Genomic DNA, 15,252 nt, shown 5'->3' with positions numbered 1-15,252 from the left:
AATGATCTACCTACACCCCTCCCTCGGCATCTCAAATGCCCCCTCTACACCTCCTCGCATCACAGATCCTAGTTACATCGACAGGATCTATGAGTTTGTCGGGGTGCAGAAGGCGCAGTTTAGCCTTGTGATTGAGGCAAGCAATGGTACTGTACTTGACGACATCAAGGAGACACGCCTTACTGCTCATCTCTTTGATGTGGAGGGGCGCGAGCTCACGGAGCATCTAACCGCCCTGTCTCTCTACTGGGAGGAGCATAATGAGGCATGGACAGAGGTCGGGAGGGGGTGGTCGTACCTTGTTAATGACACCTCTCGCTTTTTGCGCCTCTTGCGCGTACGTGTCTCACAGCTTGACATAATGACTGCACTTGGTGCTACAATCGACGCAGAGACAAAAAAAACACTCGCGGGGATTATGGTACAGCAAGAGGTCAAGATAACAAGCAGCTCCTCTATCTATAATCGCATACCATCTGCAGATCTCATACATCAGCAACTTGTTAATGATGCCAAATTTAGAGAGTTGGTCAAGGGCGAAAAGGGGGAGCGAGGTACACAGGGGGTACAAGGCCCTCGAGGCATCCAAGGCCCCCAAGGAGCTAAGGGTGCTGACGGCAAAAGCGTAACGGCTCAAGAGGTGGTATCGGCAATCAATACTGACTCCTTCCGCGGCTCGATCCGCGATGCACTTAAGGGAGATGCAACTTTTGTCGCAGCCACCAGGGGCGAGAAGGGGGAGCGAGGCGTACAGGGTGTACAAGGCAAGCCCGGGGCAGCGGGGGCACCCGGCAAAGACGGCAAGAGTGTAACGGCTCAAGAGGTGGTATCGGCAATCAATACCGACTCCTTCCGCGGCTCGATCCGCGATGCACTTAAGGGAGATGCAACCTTTGTCGCAGCCACCAGGGGCGAGAAGGGAGAGCGAGGTGCACAGGGTGTACAAGGCAAGCCCGGAGCAGCGGGAGCACCCGGCAAGGACGGAAAGAGCGTAACGGCTCAAGAGGTCGCAGACACTATCAATACGGCCGACTGGCAAAATCAGATTGCAAGCGCAACAGCGTCTAATATAATAAAGACACCCATCCTATCTGACAAGCTCCGCGAGCTGGTACAACCCGACACAACTGAGCTTATCAAGCGTCTATCGTCACGTACTATGCAACAAGATATCCTCTCACAAAATGGGGGTAAATATCTCATTAATGTGCCTGCCTTTGCTCTCTTTGAGCCTGAGGTTGAGGATGGGGCTGCTATCAGCCTCCAAGTGAGTATACGACAGCCGATCGGGAGTTGCACCAACCCTAATAATCACGATGAGAGAGGATACTTTTTTATTGTTAAGAGCTGGGAGCCCATCTATACTACAAGTGCCGAGAAACTTTGCAAAAAGGGAGGAGAGATTAAGGTCTACTACGATAGCGAGCAGTGTGCAGAGTCTCTCCTTAGCATCAAGCTAGAGCGATCCAACGACCACTGGATTTTTGTCAACTACTACGATTTTGCCGCCTCGATACAAGCAGATTGTACGCAGATTGTCCCCCAATCTCACTACAGCAATAAGAGTCAAGATGAGATGCTAAGTTACGCCCCGCTGCAGTACCTATCCGGAAAAAAAAGGAACGCCGTCTTGCCCACAGGACGCGTCGGGATCGTAATCAGGGTATGGGCGAATAAGTGGGTCGGGGATGTACGTGTACGCACAGAGCTAGGAGAGTCTCTCTACAACACCTCTGACAGTACGGGAGGTAATATTGGGAGCGATGGTGCTCTTATCCCTGCCGGGCATATCGGAGAGTTTATCTGCATTAACGAAGAAAAAATTTGGCTTTATACCGATTTATCACGATGAGCTACGACCGCTATACATACGCTAATAATCGCTACTCAGTCTCTCTCTATCGAGATGGGGCATCGAGTACTGCTCCTACACGCCGCATCAAACTATGGGGGGAGAGCCCCCTTGTTGTCGAGCGGGATGCGAGACGTACGATGGACGCACGCTGGGGGACACGTACAGAGCTGCATCTTGTCTCGGAGACGCACTATGCTTACGAGCACATTGTGCTCGATGAGCGCGAGTGGTGGATGGAGGTCAAGACTGGTACTACCCTCATATTTAAGGGGCGAGTAGAGCGCGGGTTGTACGAGGAGCAGTACGACTCGACACCTTACGAGTGTATACTGACCGCGAGCTGCGGTATCAAGCGGCTCGACGACTACCGTCTTGACATCGATGCCCTACCGCGCACTGAGCGGCAAGTTACCTCCTTGTGGGAGGTGATTAAGGGCTGTCTTAGGCTTACCGGTCAGAGTGAGGTAGAGGCGGCCGGGGACGTTGCGCCCTGGTTCACTGCAGCACATATTAACGCAGAAATCTACCGAACAGACGAGGACGGACTTATATCATCCGAGACGGCCGGAGAGGTGCTAGAGGGGATACTATCCTCTCTAGGGCTTGTGTGCTACCATACAGGCAGCACATGGCGCATCGAGCGAGTCTCCCACCTTGCGACATCGACACCCGTAATCCTCGAAACCTCAGAGCACTACCTAGAGGGGACGCCCAGCCTCGAGACGGAGGCAGCCATGGGCTCCATCCGCATCAACCTCCCTGAGGAGAGGAGCCAAAATGTTTACCGGCTTATGCCTACAACGTTTCCCTTACGAACTTGCTCATACTCAGAGGACTACTTTTATGTAAATAATCCGCCATTGTTTATGCTATCCGCCTCGAGTGGCATCGCAAAAAGGGCAACACGCCCCTCAGCGCGAGAGCAAGCACGAGGGATGCAGGTACGTATCCCCTACGTCGCTAAGGAGGCGGTCGCTCTCAGTATCCCCTACAATCCGCCGCGAGAGGCGACGGGTATAAAGATCGATATCGAGCTCGGATTTGAGGGGCTAGAGGATTGGGACGGCGACCTACTCGCCGTCGCTGAGATCAAAGCCGGCAATAGCAGGGAGCCGGAATTTATGAGTGCTCGAGGCGGAGTCTGCTACACAGCGACCGATCGCAAAGACCCGACAAAGTTTCAGCGTCTCCCGCAGACCGCCACTGAGGTGCGCGACAACTCAATAATGGGGCAGTTCCTATTTTGTGTAGGGATGGGCAAGGAGGGGGCGAATACCTTTAGATCGGTATGGTCGGTGACCCCAAGAGACAAGATGCAGTACCAAGCATACTACAAGACCTCTATCGATGACTACCTCCGCAACCACCTCCCTTACGCTAAAGTCTCTCGCTCCGAGCTCGAGGGGGGCAGACTGGCAAAATTTGGCTTTGCCACTGACCTCGTCTACCCTCAGACAATTGAGATACACGAGCGACGCCTGCAAGATAGGGGCGTTAGCTTTAAGACAAATCTTACGACCCTTGCCGTCTATATACCCCTGCGTTTTTATGCCGTGCGAGATGGGCTCGAGGCGACAGAGATCGCCCCGACGACGGTGATGGTAGGACGTATCTACATCACGTACGAGTATGCCAACAAGGGCGAGTACGACCGCTTTGTCGTGGCCGATATGGGCAAGGCCTACTTGCGCAAAGGAGAGCCCATCGACTTAACCTACACGACTGCAATAAAGGGGGTAGCTCTCCCCCCGTCACTCAAGGGGCAACTCACCGACAAGGATGGTAAACCCCTGCAGGATCTCGGGGGGCGTACCGTCCCCGAGTGGGTCGCTGCCTCCTATTTTGCAACGATGGCCAAGCCGAACGACACCCTGAGTCTCACAACAGCCACCCCCACCCCCTACCCCGTGGGGACGCTGTTTAGGCTCCGCAACCGCCCCCATCACACCTACCGCCTCATGGGCTCTCGGTACGACGCTCGACTAGGGACAAGCGAGCTCACTCTATCCGATGCCCCCTCACCCTTAGATGCTACGCGCTATGATCTATGACGACCTTGCGTTTGCTGTGACGCATTGCGGGCTGAGCCCCACCGATTTTGCCCGCCTCACTACGGCAGAGTGGCACGCAATTGCTACGATGCAACTCAAGCGAGAGGAGCAGGAGGCGCACACCACCTGGGAGCAAGCGCGGAGCATTATGTACGCCTCCGTTGTCCCTCATCTCTCCTCTCCCATCTCCGCGCACGAGGCTTTCCCCCTCCCCTGGGACACTCCAAGAGAGGAGGCCCCTCCCGACATCCTAACCCCTGAGGAGCTCCGCGCCATCGAGGAGCGATACCGATAAGACCCAATACACCAACCCTAATACTATGAGCCAATCTATCCATACTGCCACTATCCACGTTGACATCTCTCAAGCCCTCACAGCGACCGACGACCTCGCTCGTGAGGTCTCGGAGCTGCAGTCTAAGGTCAATAGCGCGGGGGAGCAGGCGACACAATCCGCCCAAGCGGCTGCAAACAAAACAACACAAGCTAGCGAGCAGACCCGAGACGCCAAGCAGCGTCTCACTAAGCAGACCAACGAGACCCGAAATTCTCTCGATCAATTTGGTGAGCACGGGGAGCGGGCAGCGAACCGTATCTCTACTGCGATACAGACTATTGAGCTGTCGGCTATTATCAGTCAAGTACAGGGGATAGCCTCAGCCCTCGGAGATCTAGCCGCCCCCGCCATCAACTTTGAGCAATCGATGGCCGACCTCTCGGCCATTACGGGGAGCGTAGGAGAGGAGCTCGAGGACCTCTCCAAGACCGCGCGGCGGGTCGGAGTGGAGAGCGGATTGGGAGCGTCGGAGTCCGCCCGCGCCTTTGCCATCCTTGCGGGACAGATCGACGTACCGCTCGAGCAGCTCAAGGTGTTGCAGGAGCAGACCATCCTGCTTGCTCAAGCAGGGGCTCTCCCTCTCGAGGAGGCCAGCAACGCCCTTGCGGGGACGATCAACCAGTTTGGTCTTGAGGCGTCCGAGGCGGCAAGGATCGTCAACGTGCTAGCCGCAGGGTCGAGAGCCGGAGGCTCGGAGGTTGTCGACCTCGCCGAGTCCTTTAAGGTCGCGGGGGCGGCCGCAAGTTCCGCCGGCGTGTCCGTCGAGGAGACGGCCGCAGCCCTAGAGATTTTAGCCCAAAACAACACCAAGGGCGCAGAGGCAGGTACGGCGATGCGTAATATGCTTATCGCGATGCAGACCCGGCTTAAGATTGACATCACAAAGACGGGCTTTGCTGGGGGGCTGCAAATCATCCAAAAGCACCTCGACGGGATGAACTCGGAGACTGAAAAAGCTACGTTCCTCGCGAAAACCTTTGGCCGCGAGAACATCGTGGCCGCTCAGTTTTTGCTAAAGAACACAGAGGGCGTTAGAGCCATGACGAAGGAGGTGACGGGGTCAAATGCGGCTATCGAGCAAGCTAATATCCGCAACAGTACCTGGGCACATCGACTCGAGGTGATGCGCGCCAGGATGGACGAGCTGAAGATATCCATCAACGAGGCCACCGGAGGGATGCTCCCCTGGATGGCAGGCCTAGGAGAGCAGCTGGTACCCCTTGCGCAGCTTACCCCCCTGCTTACTAATCTTAAGGGGGCGTTTAGCGGCATCAATAAGGTATTGATTGGCTCACCAATCGGCAAATACGCCCTTATTTTTGGAGCTATTGCAGGAGCCATCTACATCGCGTACGAAAACAGCGAGACGTTCCGCGCAGCCTGCCAGGAGCTGTGGCAGGCCGTACAGGAGACCGCGGGCGAGATGATGGAGCGACTTAAGCCGGCCTTTGATGCGCTCATCGGGGCGGTGCGTGACCTTATGCCCTCTATCACGCAGCTTATATCGACCCTAGGGGGGCTATTAGCCTCTGCCCTCCGCTCCCTAATGCCGATTATCCGCACCATTATAGAGCTGTTTGCCCGTCTCATCCCTCCGATTGTTAAAATCATTGAGGCACTCATGCCCCTTGTGGATCTTATTATCCGCCTCCTTATCCCCGTCCTCGATAAGCTGGGTAAGCTCATCGAGAGCCTCGGACCCATCTTTGAGCTTTGGGGATGGTGGATCGAAAACTTTGTTATTAAGCCATTGGAGGTGGCGATCGGACTTGTGGCTGACCTCATCGACTGGATAGGTGACCTCTTTGCCACCGACCCCCCGACCGATAAAATCGAGGCAACAACACGCGCCATCGACGACCAAACCCGCGCTATACGCGATAACAACCAGGCGCGAGGTGTACAGAGCCTAGGAGGAGCCGGCGGATCTTGGGGGGATGACAAAAAAGAGGTGCCGACTAAGGTCGAGACACCTACCCACTCTCTATCACTACCCACAAAAAAGGATAAGGGGGAGGAGAAGAAGATCTACAACCTCACAACGATTGAGGGCCTCACAAACAACATCTCTAAGCTGCAGGAGCAACTCAATAAGAGCAACAAAGAGGATGCCATCGCCCTGCAAAAGAAAATCAACGAGTATCAACAGATCCTCGACAAGCTCAAGGAAATTATTGCGATTGAGAGTAGGGCGAGTAAGCGTGTCGGCATCGGAGAGACCCTAGACAAAGCGGGCAAGGTCGCAAGTAAAAGCGACCTCTTTGGCCGCGATAAAAAGCAGCAGCAGGAGGACGCAAAAAAATGGGATGCGAAGGAGCTAGTCTCCGGCGCAGTCAAAAAAGCCCCGGAAACGCTGTACAACGCAACAAAAAAGAGCCTAGACAGAGCGCGCAAAGAGTGGGATCGATACGTAGCCGGGGTGCAAAAATCGGTGGGCAACATTGCCAATCTCGCCGGCACCATGGGAGGGATTATTGGCAACCTGGGGGATATGACAGAGAGCTCCATGCTGCAGGCTGCCGGGGCGTGGCTCGAGTGGGGGGCTAACGTGGCAAGCGTCATCAAGGACGCCCTCCCCAACCTCCTATCGCTCTTTAATGCTAATGTGGCGGTATCCGCCTCCGAGGCAGGTAAATCACAAGCCGGTATCCCCATTGTGGGCCCGATTATGGCAGCGGTGAGCATTGCAAGCATCATCGCCTCCCTCACCTCTATCCCTAAAGTTAACGCCTTTGCGGATGGGGGGATTGTGTACGGACCCACGCTCTCCTTGACGGGCGAGTATGCAGGAGCAAGCAACAACCCCGAGGTGATTGCCCCCCTTGATAAGTTGCGCTCGCTGATACAACCGATGAGCGCGGGAAGCGGAGGGCAAGTCGAGTTTAAGATTCGCGGCCGCGAACTCGTCGGTATCCTCTCCAAGGAGGGAACTATACGTAAGCTAAGCTAATACTATGATTATTACAATTGACAGCATCAAGGCTCTCATAAGAGCCCTACAAGAGACCCAGTCCCTCGCCTACATTGCCCTAGACCAGGGGCAGTGTGACGAGTACCTCGATGAGCTTAAGCACCCGCCTATCAAGACCCCGGCGCTCCTTATTGCCCCGGATGGCGAGGAGCGATGCAACGAGGACAAGGAGTGGGATCGATACCGTGCAGACCTTGCCCTCCGCCTCTACGTTAACCTCCCCCTTATTGCCTCGAGTGCCGCACCCGACCGCCATCTCGAGAGTTATGCCCGCTACCTCAACCTCATCGATGAGGTTATCAAGGCAGCGAAAAAAGAGGGATGGAGATTAGAGGGGTATAAGGTAGGGGCAAGGGTAGAGAGCCTGCAGGAGACGAGGATACAGCTAGCCCGCGAAGAGTGGGCGGAGGATTAAAACTCAAGATCGCCAAAGAGCGACGCCTGCACGGGGCGAGACTGAGCTGCACGCATCTGCGTCTGCTCCTCCTTAAGGTTAATCGCCATGATGCGGCGGAGCGTCTCGTAGCACATCGGATAGACCGGATAGACCCACCTACGCCACACTTCGGCAAGGCAGCGGTCCTGCCGCCCCGGCTCGTAGTACTCCCGTACTAGTTGCTGCACCATCTCAACGTGCCTTAGATAGTTTTCATGCTTCATATAGACAAAATCAATACCCAAGCACAAAGTTATAAACAAAATGAATACAAAGAAACCCTTTGCCCCGAAAGACCCTGCTAAGTATGACCATGCCAAGCGATTGTACCTCGACAAGGTCCCCCTCCGAGAGATTGCGGAGCGGCTCGGTATTACCCCTCAGACCCTTACCAAATGGAAAAAAGAGGGGGCGTGGCAAGCGAGCCGCAACGCCTCTCTCCTCTCACCTAAAACCATCTACAATAAGCTACTTAAGCAGCTCGACGACCTTATTGAGAGAGGGGATCCCCTTGCTACTGCGGATGCGATCAGTAAGATCTGCAAACAGATAAAAAGCCTGCAAAAAGAGGCGACAGCCGACGATGTCATCCTCGCCCTCACGGGCTTTGGCGATTGGCTCGTGGCAGAGGGTAAGCGACTCAAGACAAGTCGTGAGTTTGTACAAGAGCTTACTCGCCTGCAGGACATCTATATCCATTATCTCCTCGAGCGCGACAACCTACTAACACAGCAAGCAGATGATTAAGCGACCCCAAAGACAAGTATCGGCGGAGCTCCTCAAGCGTTGGGATGAGCGGGTGTCCCTCATCACCCGCACAACCTTTGACCTCGGGGAGTGTGAGGAGACCAAGGAGGAGCGCGTACGGCGTGCCAAGGAGGACTACAACTACTTCGTGCGTACCTATTTTTCGCACATCGCTCCCTGCGACTCCGCTAAATTCCACCTCGACGCGGCAAAATACATCGCGGGGCATCCGAGGGCGCGCGCCCTTTTCGAGTGGGCGCGGGGACATGCAAAATCTACGCACATGGGCTGCCTTATCCCCTTGTGGATCCTCGCACGAGGGGAGAACTTGTTTCGGTTTATCGTGCTGGTATCCAGCAGCAACGACAACGCCAAGGGGCTGCTAGCCGACCTCCAAGCGGAGCTTGCCAACAACGAGGCCTATATCCAAGACTTTGGCATTAAGGCGGATAAGGGTACCGAGTGGACCTCCGGCAAGTTTTCCTTGGCCGATGGCACCACGTTTGTGGCCATTGGCCGTGGCCAAAGCCCTCGAGGTCTCAAAAAAAACGGGCAGCGCCCTGACTATATCCTTATCGACGATATCGACGAAGACCAACTTAGCAACAACGAGAGCCGCGTCCGCAAGGCTTATAACTGGGTGATGGGGCCACTATACGGTACCATGGCCGGGGGGCGTGGGCGACTTATCATGGTAGGCAATCGATTTGCAAAAAATATGATCCTTGCGCACTTTGCTAATATCAAGAATCTATACCATACGCGCGTCAATATCATAGACAGCAAGGGCAATCCCTCGTGGGGTTACTACTCGCGCGAGGATATACAAGCTATGCGCGATGAGCAAGGCGAAATCAGCTTTGCCCGCGAGTACCTTAACAACCCGATCGAGGAGGGTGCCGTATTTAAGCCCGAGTGGATGCGGTACACAAAAATTCTGCCTCTCAAGGAGTACGTCAAGATCATAGCCTACACCGACCCCTCCTTTAAGTCGACAAAGGCTAACGACTACAAGGCAACAATGCTCGTCGGTAAGACCAAAGAGGGGTATTACCACGTCCTCAAGGCGTACGCGGGGCAATGCTCTGTCGCTGAGATGGTGGCTTGGCACTACGATATCGAGGCGTGGATTGCGCGCAAAAAAGGGCGCAAGCCGCCCCGCTACTACATGGAGGCGAACTTTATCCAAGACCTCCTACTCAAAGAGTTTAAGGATGAGGGTATTGCCCGAGGAGGGCGACAAATCCCCATCACACCCGATAAGCGCAAGAAACCCGACAAGTACTCGCGTATTGAGACGATGCAGCCTCTTTTTGAGCGCGGGTTTGTCCTCTTTAACGAGGAGGAGCGCGATAGTGAGGGGCTAAAAATCCTCATTGACCAGCTACTCGCAACCGAAAAGGGGAGCCGCCTACATGATGACGCCCCCGACGCCCTCGAGTCCGCCATTTGGATGCTCAACAAGGTAGGGTCAGACCAGCGTAACTATACGACCTCCAAGCGTCCCGACCGGCACTATTAACGGCCGTTTAACCTGCGATTAACCACCACTTAACTAATACCGATTATGCTCGTACAACAACAAGAGATGCTTACCGTCGTCGATGCTTACAAGCTTGAGGAGATGACCGACAATACCCCCGATATTACCCTCACCTGCCTCCGTGCCTCCGAGGCGCGGGTACTTAGTTATCTATCCGCTAAGTACGACATCACCGCGATACAAGCCATGCCCTCTGACGCCCCTTGCCTTGCCGACATCAAGGAGATGATCAAGGATATAGCCCTCTACTATATCATGCGGCGACACAACGTAGATATCGCCTTTGAGCGCGTTGTCGAGGCGTATAAGCTACATCAAGAGTACCTTAAGGGCATCGCGACCGGCACGCTCGGCATCGTAGGACTCCCGCCCCGCAAGACCGAGGACGGGCGGATCGTATCCCACCTCACCATGGGCTCACGCCCTAAAGTCGATTTTGAGTACTAACCTTATCTAGCATTTAATACCATGGCACTACACAAAGCCACTGAAACGCTCCTCGAAAAAATCATACAAAAGCAAGCCTCGCAGACCTCGCGCGACATGCGCTCCTGGCGCGATGCCAAAAGGGAGGCTACCAAGCCCGATTTTCCCCGCCGCACACGACTCGTCGATATTATCGACGATATGTTGCACGATCTCTACCTCGCCTCCAAGATGGAGCTGCGGAGGGACCGGTCGCTGAACAAGCCCTTTGCCATCCTTGATGCTAAGGGGGTAACTAACGAGGAGGTAACAAAGCTCCTTAGCGACTCTATCGCTTTTAACGAGCTATTAACCATCCTATTTGAGACGCCCTACTGGGGGCACTCGCTCCTTGAGCTTACCCCCTCCTCGACGGACCTCTTTACCGTCTCGTTGCTCCCTCGTCGCCATGTTGTGCCGGGGTTGGGGCTAATCCTCCCGGATGTGGCTGACACAAAGGGGATCGACTACCGAGCAGACAGCCGGTACGGCACCTCCATCCTCGAGGTAGGCTCTCCGAGCGACCTCGGTATCCTCTTTGACTGCTGCCCAAATACCATCTTTAAGCGTTATGCGCTAAGTGCCTGGAGCGAGTTTGCTGAGACATTTGGCATACCGCCACGGACGCTCAAAATCGACACTGACGACCAAGAGGCTCTCGCTCGAGCTGAGGAGATGATGACGCGGATGGGACGCGCTAACTGGGCAATTATCGACAGCAACGAGGAGATGTCATTTGCGACCGGTGTCGCCGGCAATGGGGACATCTTTGAGCGCCTTATATGGGCGTGCAAGCAAGACATCTCGATTAAGATCCTCGGGTGTATAATCGGCGAGGATACCGCTAACGGTAACTACAGCAAGGAGGAGTCATCTCTTAAGCTCCTCGACGCTAAATGCGCTAAGGATCGTGCGCTCATCGAAAAATCGATGAACTCTACTATCCTGCCTGCCCTCAGCACTCTCGGACATATCCCCTCAGGCCTCCGCTTTGAGTACCCCGAAGAGGAAGATAAAAACGCTCTATGGCAGCGCACGAAGGACATCCTCCCCTATTACGAGGTAGACGAGAAGTGGATCGAGGATAAATTCGGCGTCGCCGTGACTGGCAAGCGTGCCACCCTGGGGGAGACTAACCAACTCACCGCCTCCGATCCTTTTTTCGGGTGACCCCCTCGAGGTATGAGCGATTAACCTCTATCCTCGAGGGGCTATACACCCCTATCCGCCTCGAGCTCAAGGGGGATGACGACCCCGACAAGAGCGGCCGCCTCCGAAAGGCCTTTAATCGTGCCAAAAAGTTTGTACTCGAGCAGGGGGGCAAGATGACCCCCAACATGCTACGTGAGAAGCCTATCCGCAAGGCTATCGAGGTGAGTGCTCGAGGGTACACCGCCAAGGTAGACCCCATCATTCGAGACCTCTCTAACTCGACGCAGCGCGCACTAAAGCAAGACCTGCACACCTTTGCCGGCTTTAAGACCTACCACCACCTGCAGGAGGTGGCCGGTCGGTCGCGCAACGCCGACGGAACTCTAAAGAGCTGGCAAGAGTTTGTAGCCGACACGGCTAAGATTGACGACAAGTACAACAAAACCTGGCTCAAAGCAGAGTACGCCTTTGTGCAATCATCCGCGCAGATGGCAGCCAAGTGGGAGCGATTTGCCCAATGGGGAGACGCTTATGACCTCCTCTACAAGACGGCAGGCGACGAAAAAGTACGCGCTGACCATGCCCGACTCAATGGTATGTGCCTACCCTTCAGCGACCCCGCCTGGGACACCTGTTTTCCCCCAAACGGCTGGGGGTGCCGGTGCGATGTAATACAGGTAATACCGGGGACGCACCCTCGCTCAGAGAGCAAGGAGGTCGTCGACCTCCTAGAGGAGATGACGCCCGGGAAGCAGGAGATTTTTAGGTTTAATCCCGGCAAGGAGAAAAAACTTATCCCGCCTCGTCATCCCTACTATGGCAAGGAAGGCAACAAGGAGAGTGAGGCAATTATAAAAAATCTCGATAAATACACACCGACAAAAAAAATCATCGAGAAAACAGAAAAAGGGCATACTATTGAGCTATACGACAATGTAGATACAACAAAATCAGACTACAAACAGATACTTGCGTCTGCACGCTATTTTGCTAAAAATGGGGAGGACGTCGAGATCTTGCCAAACGTGCAACATGGGGCAAGAGATTTTGATTACAAGACTATATATGCAGACTTAATCGGGACTGAGTACGAGGGCAAATGTCCCGATTTGCGTTGTACAAAAGATGGAGTAAGCGTATATAGAGAGGTCAAAGGATACAGTGACAACACAGACGGTAAACGTGCAATAAAAAACATGCTCAATAGGGGATTAGAGCAATCTCCTCGAGTCATAATACAACGTCACCCCGATTGGACGGATTACTTTGTAAAAAAGGTAATTGCCAATCGCTGTAGAAACGGCGACAAAATAGACGAAGTTTGGATACAAGAGGGTGAAACCGAAAATGTTATGATTATCTATAAAAAGACGGAAGGCTAACACTTATGAACTAAGTATTAGCCCCCGCGGACGAAGAATAGCGGCATTACCCGGTTAATCCTCACCACAAAGATAATAATAAAATCGGAATAAACAAATCATGGAACTAGATAAGCAAGACCTTGAGCGCTTGTTAGCTAACGATCTACTCGTCATCATGCAGGAGGAGACCGCAGAGGCATTTGTACGCAAGGAGTGGGATGGTAAGGCGTGGCCTCCACGCAAGCACGAGGATGGCATCGGCTCTCTTATGCTGCGCAGCGGGGCACTAAGGCGGAGTATCACGATTGAGGCGGACGGCAACCAGGTCGTTATCAACAGCAGCACTCTCTATGCTCATATACACAACGAGGGAGGGGTTGTACAGGTCCCGGTAACAACCAAGATGCGCAAATATTTTTGGGCGAGGTATAAAAGCACAAAAGAGCCTAAATACAAGGCGCTTGCCATCACTAAGCGTACGCAGCTTACCATCCGCATACCTAAGCGTCAGTTTGCAGGTGTTACTCGTCATACGCGCAGCAAATGGCGCAAGGCTGTAGACCATCGCCTGCAGTCTCTCGACCTCCTAAGCTCCATAAAAGCAAAAATCAAGTGATAAAAAGGGGAGACCCAAGCGAGCCTCCCCAACGATCGAAAACCGAAAACGGTCAACGGGTTATCTACAAATAGTAGAAATTGTCACTAGTGACAATGCAAAGATAATCATTTTTTTGACTCTGCCGTATCCTTATCGACAATAATGATATCTTTGCCGTACGCCTCGAGCAAGCGCAGCAGCGTTGAGAGACGTACATCACGACGCGCCTCCTCGATATCCTGTAGCTGAGTTGCACTCGTCACTACCTTATCCTTAATGAGTCGATACTGCGTAATACCGCTCTCCTCGCGCAATGTACGCAGTATTGCGCCTAACTCTTTGTTTGTCATATTATTACATCAATTATCAAACATATCAAAGCATTGATGCTTTGCAGCCTTGTAGAGCGTCCAGTCGCCTTTATCATAACACCCCCATCCGAGTTCTGTGTTCAGATCGATGTAGTATGTCTCTTCCGTCTCTACAATTGTAATTTCTAGCTTGACCTCTCCTTTTGTCGCAAGAGCGGTCATTATCTTAGCATTTCTAAATGCATCAAGAGGCTCATAATCGCAGAAGCGTACAATATCCTCTATACAATCTTCGTACTCCCCGATCTCCTCCACGTATGCAGGGGTAGTGTCGATAATCGACAACCTAAATCTGTTATCCATATTCTTTTCACTTAGCGGGGGCGGCTGCCCGCCCCCTTGTTGTCTTACTCGCCGATATTAATGTAGATATCACTATCTATCGTTGTGCAGTTCGGGGCGCTGAACTTATACACTCCCCACTCGGGCTCGTACTCCGTCGATTCTGTTATATCTGTAGGAGCCTTGTCCGCAGGCACAAAACCATCGAAATGCATATCCTTAAGGGTCTCAGCAAATTCGATGCACTCATCCCAACAATTGATGTGTCTCTCTCCCGCATTATTTGAGATTAGGAGTCCGTCTGCACTGCTTACCAGCTCAATTACTTGTTCTTTTGTTAGAGTTTTCATATCCTTTATTGTTGTGGGGGTGGTTGTCCACCCCCGGGTTGTTATCACTTACTTAATTACTACTTTTTTACCGCTCTTGAGCGCATCGATAATCTCTGACGCATCAAACTTAGTAAGACTGCGCTGTGCGTTCGTGTTCGAGGGGAAATCCCATCCCTCGATATTGTCCCCTGTCGCAAGGGCATCAATGTATTTAATTTGTGCGTACGTCATTGCGATCTTGTCGGTTGCCTTGTGCCAAGTAGTTGTGATTTCTACTACTTCTGTTGCTTCTGTAGTAGCTTCTTCCTTCTCGTCTTCTACGTTGCTCGAGTAGAGGACTTCCACGTTCTCCATTTTGATTTCGCTTGCCTCAACAATATCCATGATTTCTTTGTCTTCGATTGTGATGTACACGGTCGTAGCCTTGTGCATCATGATCTCTCCCATTTGCACCTCTAGTATCATGCCGCATCCGTCATTGAGGATGCGGATAGACTTAATGGCTTCTGCGTGTCTGTCGCTGCAGAGATAGCATTCTAGTGCGCTGTCGGTTCCTTCAATCGTAAAGTCAATGTACTGACCAGCTCCGAGTTGTTGTAGTTTTTCGATCGTTGTCATTTCGTTTTCTTTTTTCGTTCGTTTCTTTCTGTTCTGTCTCTTTTGACATTACAAAGGTAGTAATATATTTAATACCTGCAATACATTTCTATCACAAAATACTCGCCATGTATAAGATTTATGTTTATAT

16 protein-coding genes are annotated in these 15,252 nt (G+C 53.0%); 11 read left to right on the top strand and 5 right to left on the bottom strand.

The features are described 5' to 3' along the window. The first annotated feature begins 1 nt into the window (after position 1). The 5 genes from Q0090_RS05530 to Q0090_RS05510 are packed head-to-tail and all read left to right on the top strand — an operon-like array spanning position 2 to position 7,629. The gene (locus tag Q0090_RS05530) at positions 2–1,852 is read left to right on the top strand and encodes a hypothetical protein (RefSeq protein WP_297948422.1); all 1,851 of its coding nucleotides are present in this window, start codon (positions 2–4) and stop codon (positions 1,850–1,852) included. Then, positions 1,825–3,906, top strand: coding sequence for a hypothetical protein (locus Q0090_RS05525; protein ID WP_297948420.1), 2,082 nt, complete (start codon positions 1,825–1,827; stop codon positions 3,904–3,906). The genes Q0090_RS05530 and Q0090_RS05525 overlap by 28 nt, the downstream gene beginning before the upstream one ends. Beyond that, positions 3,896–4,201: a hypothetical protein gene (locus tag Q0090_RS05520; RefSeq protein ID WP_297948417.1), complete on the top strand. Its 306-nt coding sequence runs from the start codon at positions 3,896–3,898 to the stop codon at positions 4,199–4,201. The genes Q0090_RS05525 and Q0090_RS05520 overlap by 11 nt, the downstream gene beginning before the upstream one ends. A 25-nt stretch (positions 4,202–4,226) precedes the next feature. Further along, entirely contained in the window at positions 4,227–7,193 is a 2,967-nt protein-coding gene (locus tag Q0090_RS05515; protein WP_297948414.1) for a phage tail tape measure protein, read from the top strand. Positions 7,194–7,197: 4 nt separating this feature from the next. After that, on the top strand, positions 7,198–7,629 hold the full coding sequence (locus tag Q0090_RS05510; protein WP_297948411.1) for a hypothetical protein: 432 nt from the start codon (positions 7,198–7,200) through the stop codon (positions 7,627–7,629). Here the strand turns inward: Q0090_RS05510 and Q0090_RS05505 are convergent. Continuing rightward, on the bottom strand, positions 7,626–7,874 hold the full coding sequence (locus tag Q0090_RS05505) for a hypothetical protein (protein ID WP_147286688.1): 249 nt from the start codon (positions 7,872–7,874) through the stop codon (positions 7,626–7,628). The genes Q0090_RS05510 and Q0090_RS05505 overlap by 4 nt on opposite strands. 40 nt (positions 7,875–7,914) lie before the next feature. Here Q0090_RS05505 and Q0090_RS05500 point away from each other — a divergent pair, with 40 nt between their 5' ends. The 6 genes from Q0090_RS05500 (at position 7,915) to Q0090_RS05475 (ending at position 13,537) form a co-directional block, all read left to right on the top strand. Further along, positions 7,915–8,397 (top strand): helix-turn-helix domain-containing protein, encoded by a 483-nt coding sequence (locus Q0090_RS05500; protein WP_297948407.1) that lies wholly within the window; start codon positions 7,915–7,917, stop codon positions 8,395–8,397. Next, a complete protein-coding gene (locus Q0090_RS05495) occupies positions 8,390–9,919 on the top strand; it encodes a hypothetical protein (RefSeq protein WP_297948404.1) in 1,530 nt (509 codons plus the stop codon). The genes Q0090_RS05500 and Q0090_RS05495 overlap by 8 nt, the downstream gene beginning before the upstream one ends. A 45-nt stretch (positions 9,920–9,964) precedes the next feature. Further along, complete coding sequence (locus Q0090_RS05490; protein WP_297948402.1) at positions 9,965–10,387, top strand: phage protein Gp36 family protein; 423 nt, start codon at positions 9,965–9,967, stop codon at positions 10,385–10,387. Between the two features lie 21 nt (positions 10,388–10,408). Beyond that, positions 10,409–11,575 (top strand): DUF935 family protein, encoded by a 1,167-nt coding sequence (locus Q0090_RS05485; protein WP_297948399.1) that lies wholly within the window; start codon positions 10,409–10,411, stop codon positions 11,573–11,575. Then, complete coding sequence (locus Q0090_RS05480; RefSeq protein WP_297948396.1) at positions 11,572–12,939, top strand: phage minor head protein; 1,368 nt, start codon at positions 11,572–11,574, stop codon at positions 12,937–12,939. Before Q0090_RS05485 ends, Q0090_RS05480 begins: the two co-directional genes overlap by 4 nt. A 100-nt stretch (positions 12,940–13,039) precedes the next feature. Beyond that, positions 13,040–13,537 carry a phage virion morphogenesis protein gene (locus Q0090_RS05475; RefSeq protein WP_297948393.1) on the top strand — a complete coding sequence of 166 codons (498 nt, stop codon included), beginning with the start codon at positions 13,040–13,042 and terminating at the stop codon, positions 13,535–13,537. A 107-nt stretch (positions 13,538–13,644) separates the two neighbouring features. Here the strand turns inward: Q0090_RS05475 and Q0090_RS05470 are convergent, their stop codons facing one another. From Q0090_RS05470 to Q0090_RS05455, 4 genes are read right to left on the bottom strand one after another with little or no spacing between them, the layout of a single operon-like run. Further along, positions 13,645–13,869 carry a helix-turn-helix transcriptional regulator gene (locus tag Q0090_RS05470; protein WP_297948390.1) on the bottom strand — a complete coding sequence of 75 codons (225 nt, stop codon included), beginning with the start codon at positions 13,867–13,869 and terminating at the stop codon, positions 13,645–13,647. A gap of 9 nt (positions 13,870–13,878) precedes the next feature. Then, entirely contained in the window at positions 13,879–14,193 is a 315-nt protein-coding gene (locus Q0090_RS05465; RefSeq protein WP_297948387.1) for a hypothetical protein, read from the bottom strand. A gap of 44 nt (positions 14,194–14,237) precedes the next feature. Next, on the bottom strand, positions 14,238–14,522 hold the full coding sequence (locus Q0090_RS05460; protein WP_297948385.1) for a hypothetical protein: 285 nt from the start codon (positions 14,520–14,522) through the stop codon (positions 14,238–14,240). A gap of 48 nt (positions 14,523–14,570) precedes the next feature. Further along, on the bottom strand, positions 14,571–15,122 hold the full coding sequence (locus Q0090_RS05455; RefSeq protein ID WP_297948383.1) for a hypothetical protein: 552 nt from the start codon (positions 15,120–15,122) through the stop codon (positions 14,571–14,573). Between the last annotated feature and the right edge of the window lie 130 nt (positions 15,123–15,252).

It is taken from the genome of uncultured Porphyromonas sp. (assembly GCF_938023125.1).
Taxonomy (GTDB): Bacteria; Bacteroidota; Bacteroidia; order Bacteroidales; family Porphyromonadaceae; genus Porphyromonas.
The sequence above is the reverse complement of the archived record's forward strand: the minus strand, read 5'-3'. Positions and strand labels throughout refer to the sequence as shown.

What these genes read in the sequence shown, in the direction of transcription:
- Q0090_RS05530 (WP_297948422.1), top strand. Translation starts at nt 2, where the DNA reads ATGATCTACCTACACCCCTCCCTCGGCATCTCAAATGCCCCCTCTACA.
- Q0090_RS05520 (WP_297948417.1), top strand. Translation starts at nt 3,896, where the DNA reads ATGATCTATGACGACCTTGCGTTTGCTGTGACGCATTGCGGGCTGAGC.
- Q0090_RS05515 (WP_297948414.1), top strand. Translation starts at nt 4,227, where the DNA reads ATGAGCCAATCTATCCATACTGCCACTATCCACGTTGACATCTCTCAA.
- Q0090_RS05510 (WP_297948411.1), top strand. Translation starts at nt 7,198, where the DNA reads ATGATTATTACAATTGACAGCATCAAGGCTCTCATAAGAGCCCTACAA.
- Q0090_RS05505 (WP_147286688.1), bottom strand. Translation starts at nt 7,874, where the DNA reads ATGAAGCATGAAAACTATCTAAGGCACGTTGAGATGGTGCAGCAACTA.
- Q0090_RS05500 (WP_297948407.1), top strand. Translation starts at nt 7,915, where the DNA reads ATGAATACAAAGAAACCCTTTGCCCCGAAAGACCCTGCTAAGTATGAC.
- Q0090_RS05495 (WP_297948404.1), top strand. Translation starts at nt 8,390, where the DNA reads ATGATTAAGCGACCCCAAAGACAAGTATCGGCGGAGCTCCTCAAGCGT.
- Q0090_RS05490 (WP_297948402.1), top strand. Translation starts at nt 9,965, where the DNA reads ATGCTCGTACAACAACAAGAGATGCTTACCGTCGTCGATGCTTACAAG.
- Q0090_RS05485 (WP_297948399.1), top strand. Translation starts at nt 10,409, where the DNA reads ATGGCACTACACAAAGCCACTGAAACGCTCCTCGAAAAAATCATACAA.
- Q0090_RS05475 (WP_297948393.1), top strand. Translation starts at nt 13,040, where the DNA reads ATGGAACTAGATAAGCAAGACCTTGAGCGCTTGTTAGCTAACGATCTA.
- Q0090_RS05470 (WP_297948390.1), bottom strand. Translation starts at nt 13,869, where the DNA reads ATGACAAACAAAGAGTTAGGCGCAATACTGCGTACATTGCGCGAGGAG.
- Q0090_RS05465 (WP_297948387.1), bottom strand. Translation starts at nt 14,193, where the DNA reads ATGGATAACAGATTTAGGTTGTCGATTATCGACACTACCCCTGCATAC.
- Q0090_RS05460 (WP_297948385.1), bottom strand. Translation starts at nt 14,522, where the DNA reads ATGAAAACTCTAACAAAAGAACAAGTAATTGAGCTGGTAAGCAGTGCA.
- Q0090_RS05455 (WP_297948383.1), bottom strand. Translation starts at nt 15,122, where the DNA reads ATGACAACGATCGAAAAACTACAACAACTCGGAGCTGGTCAGTACATT.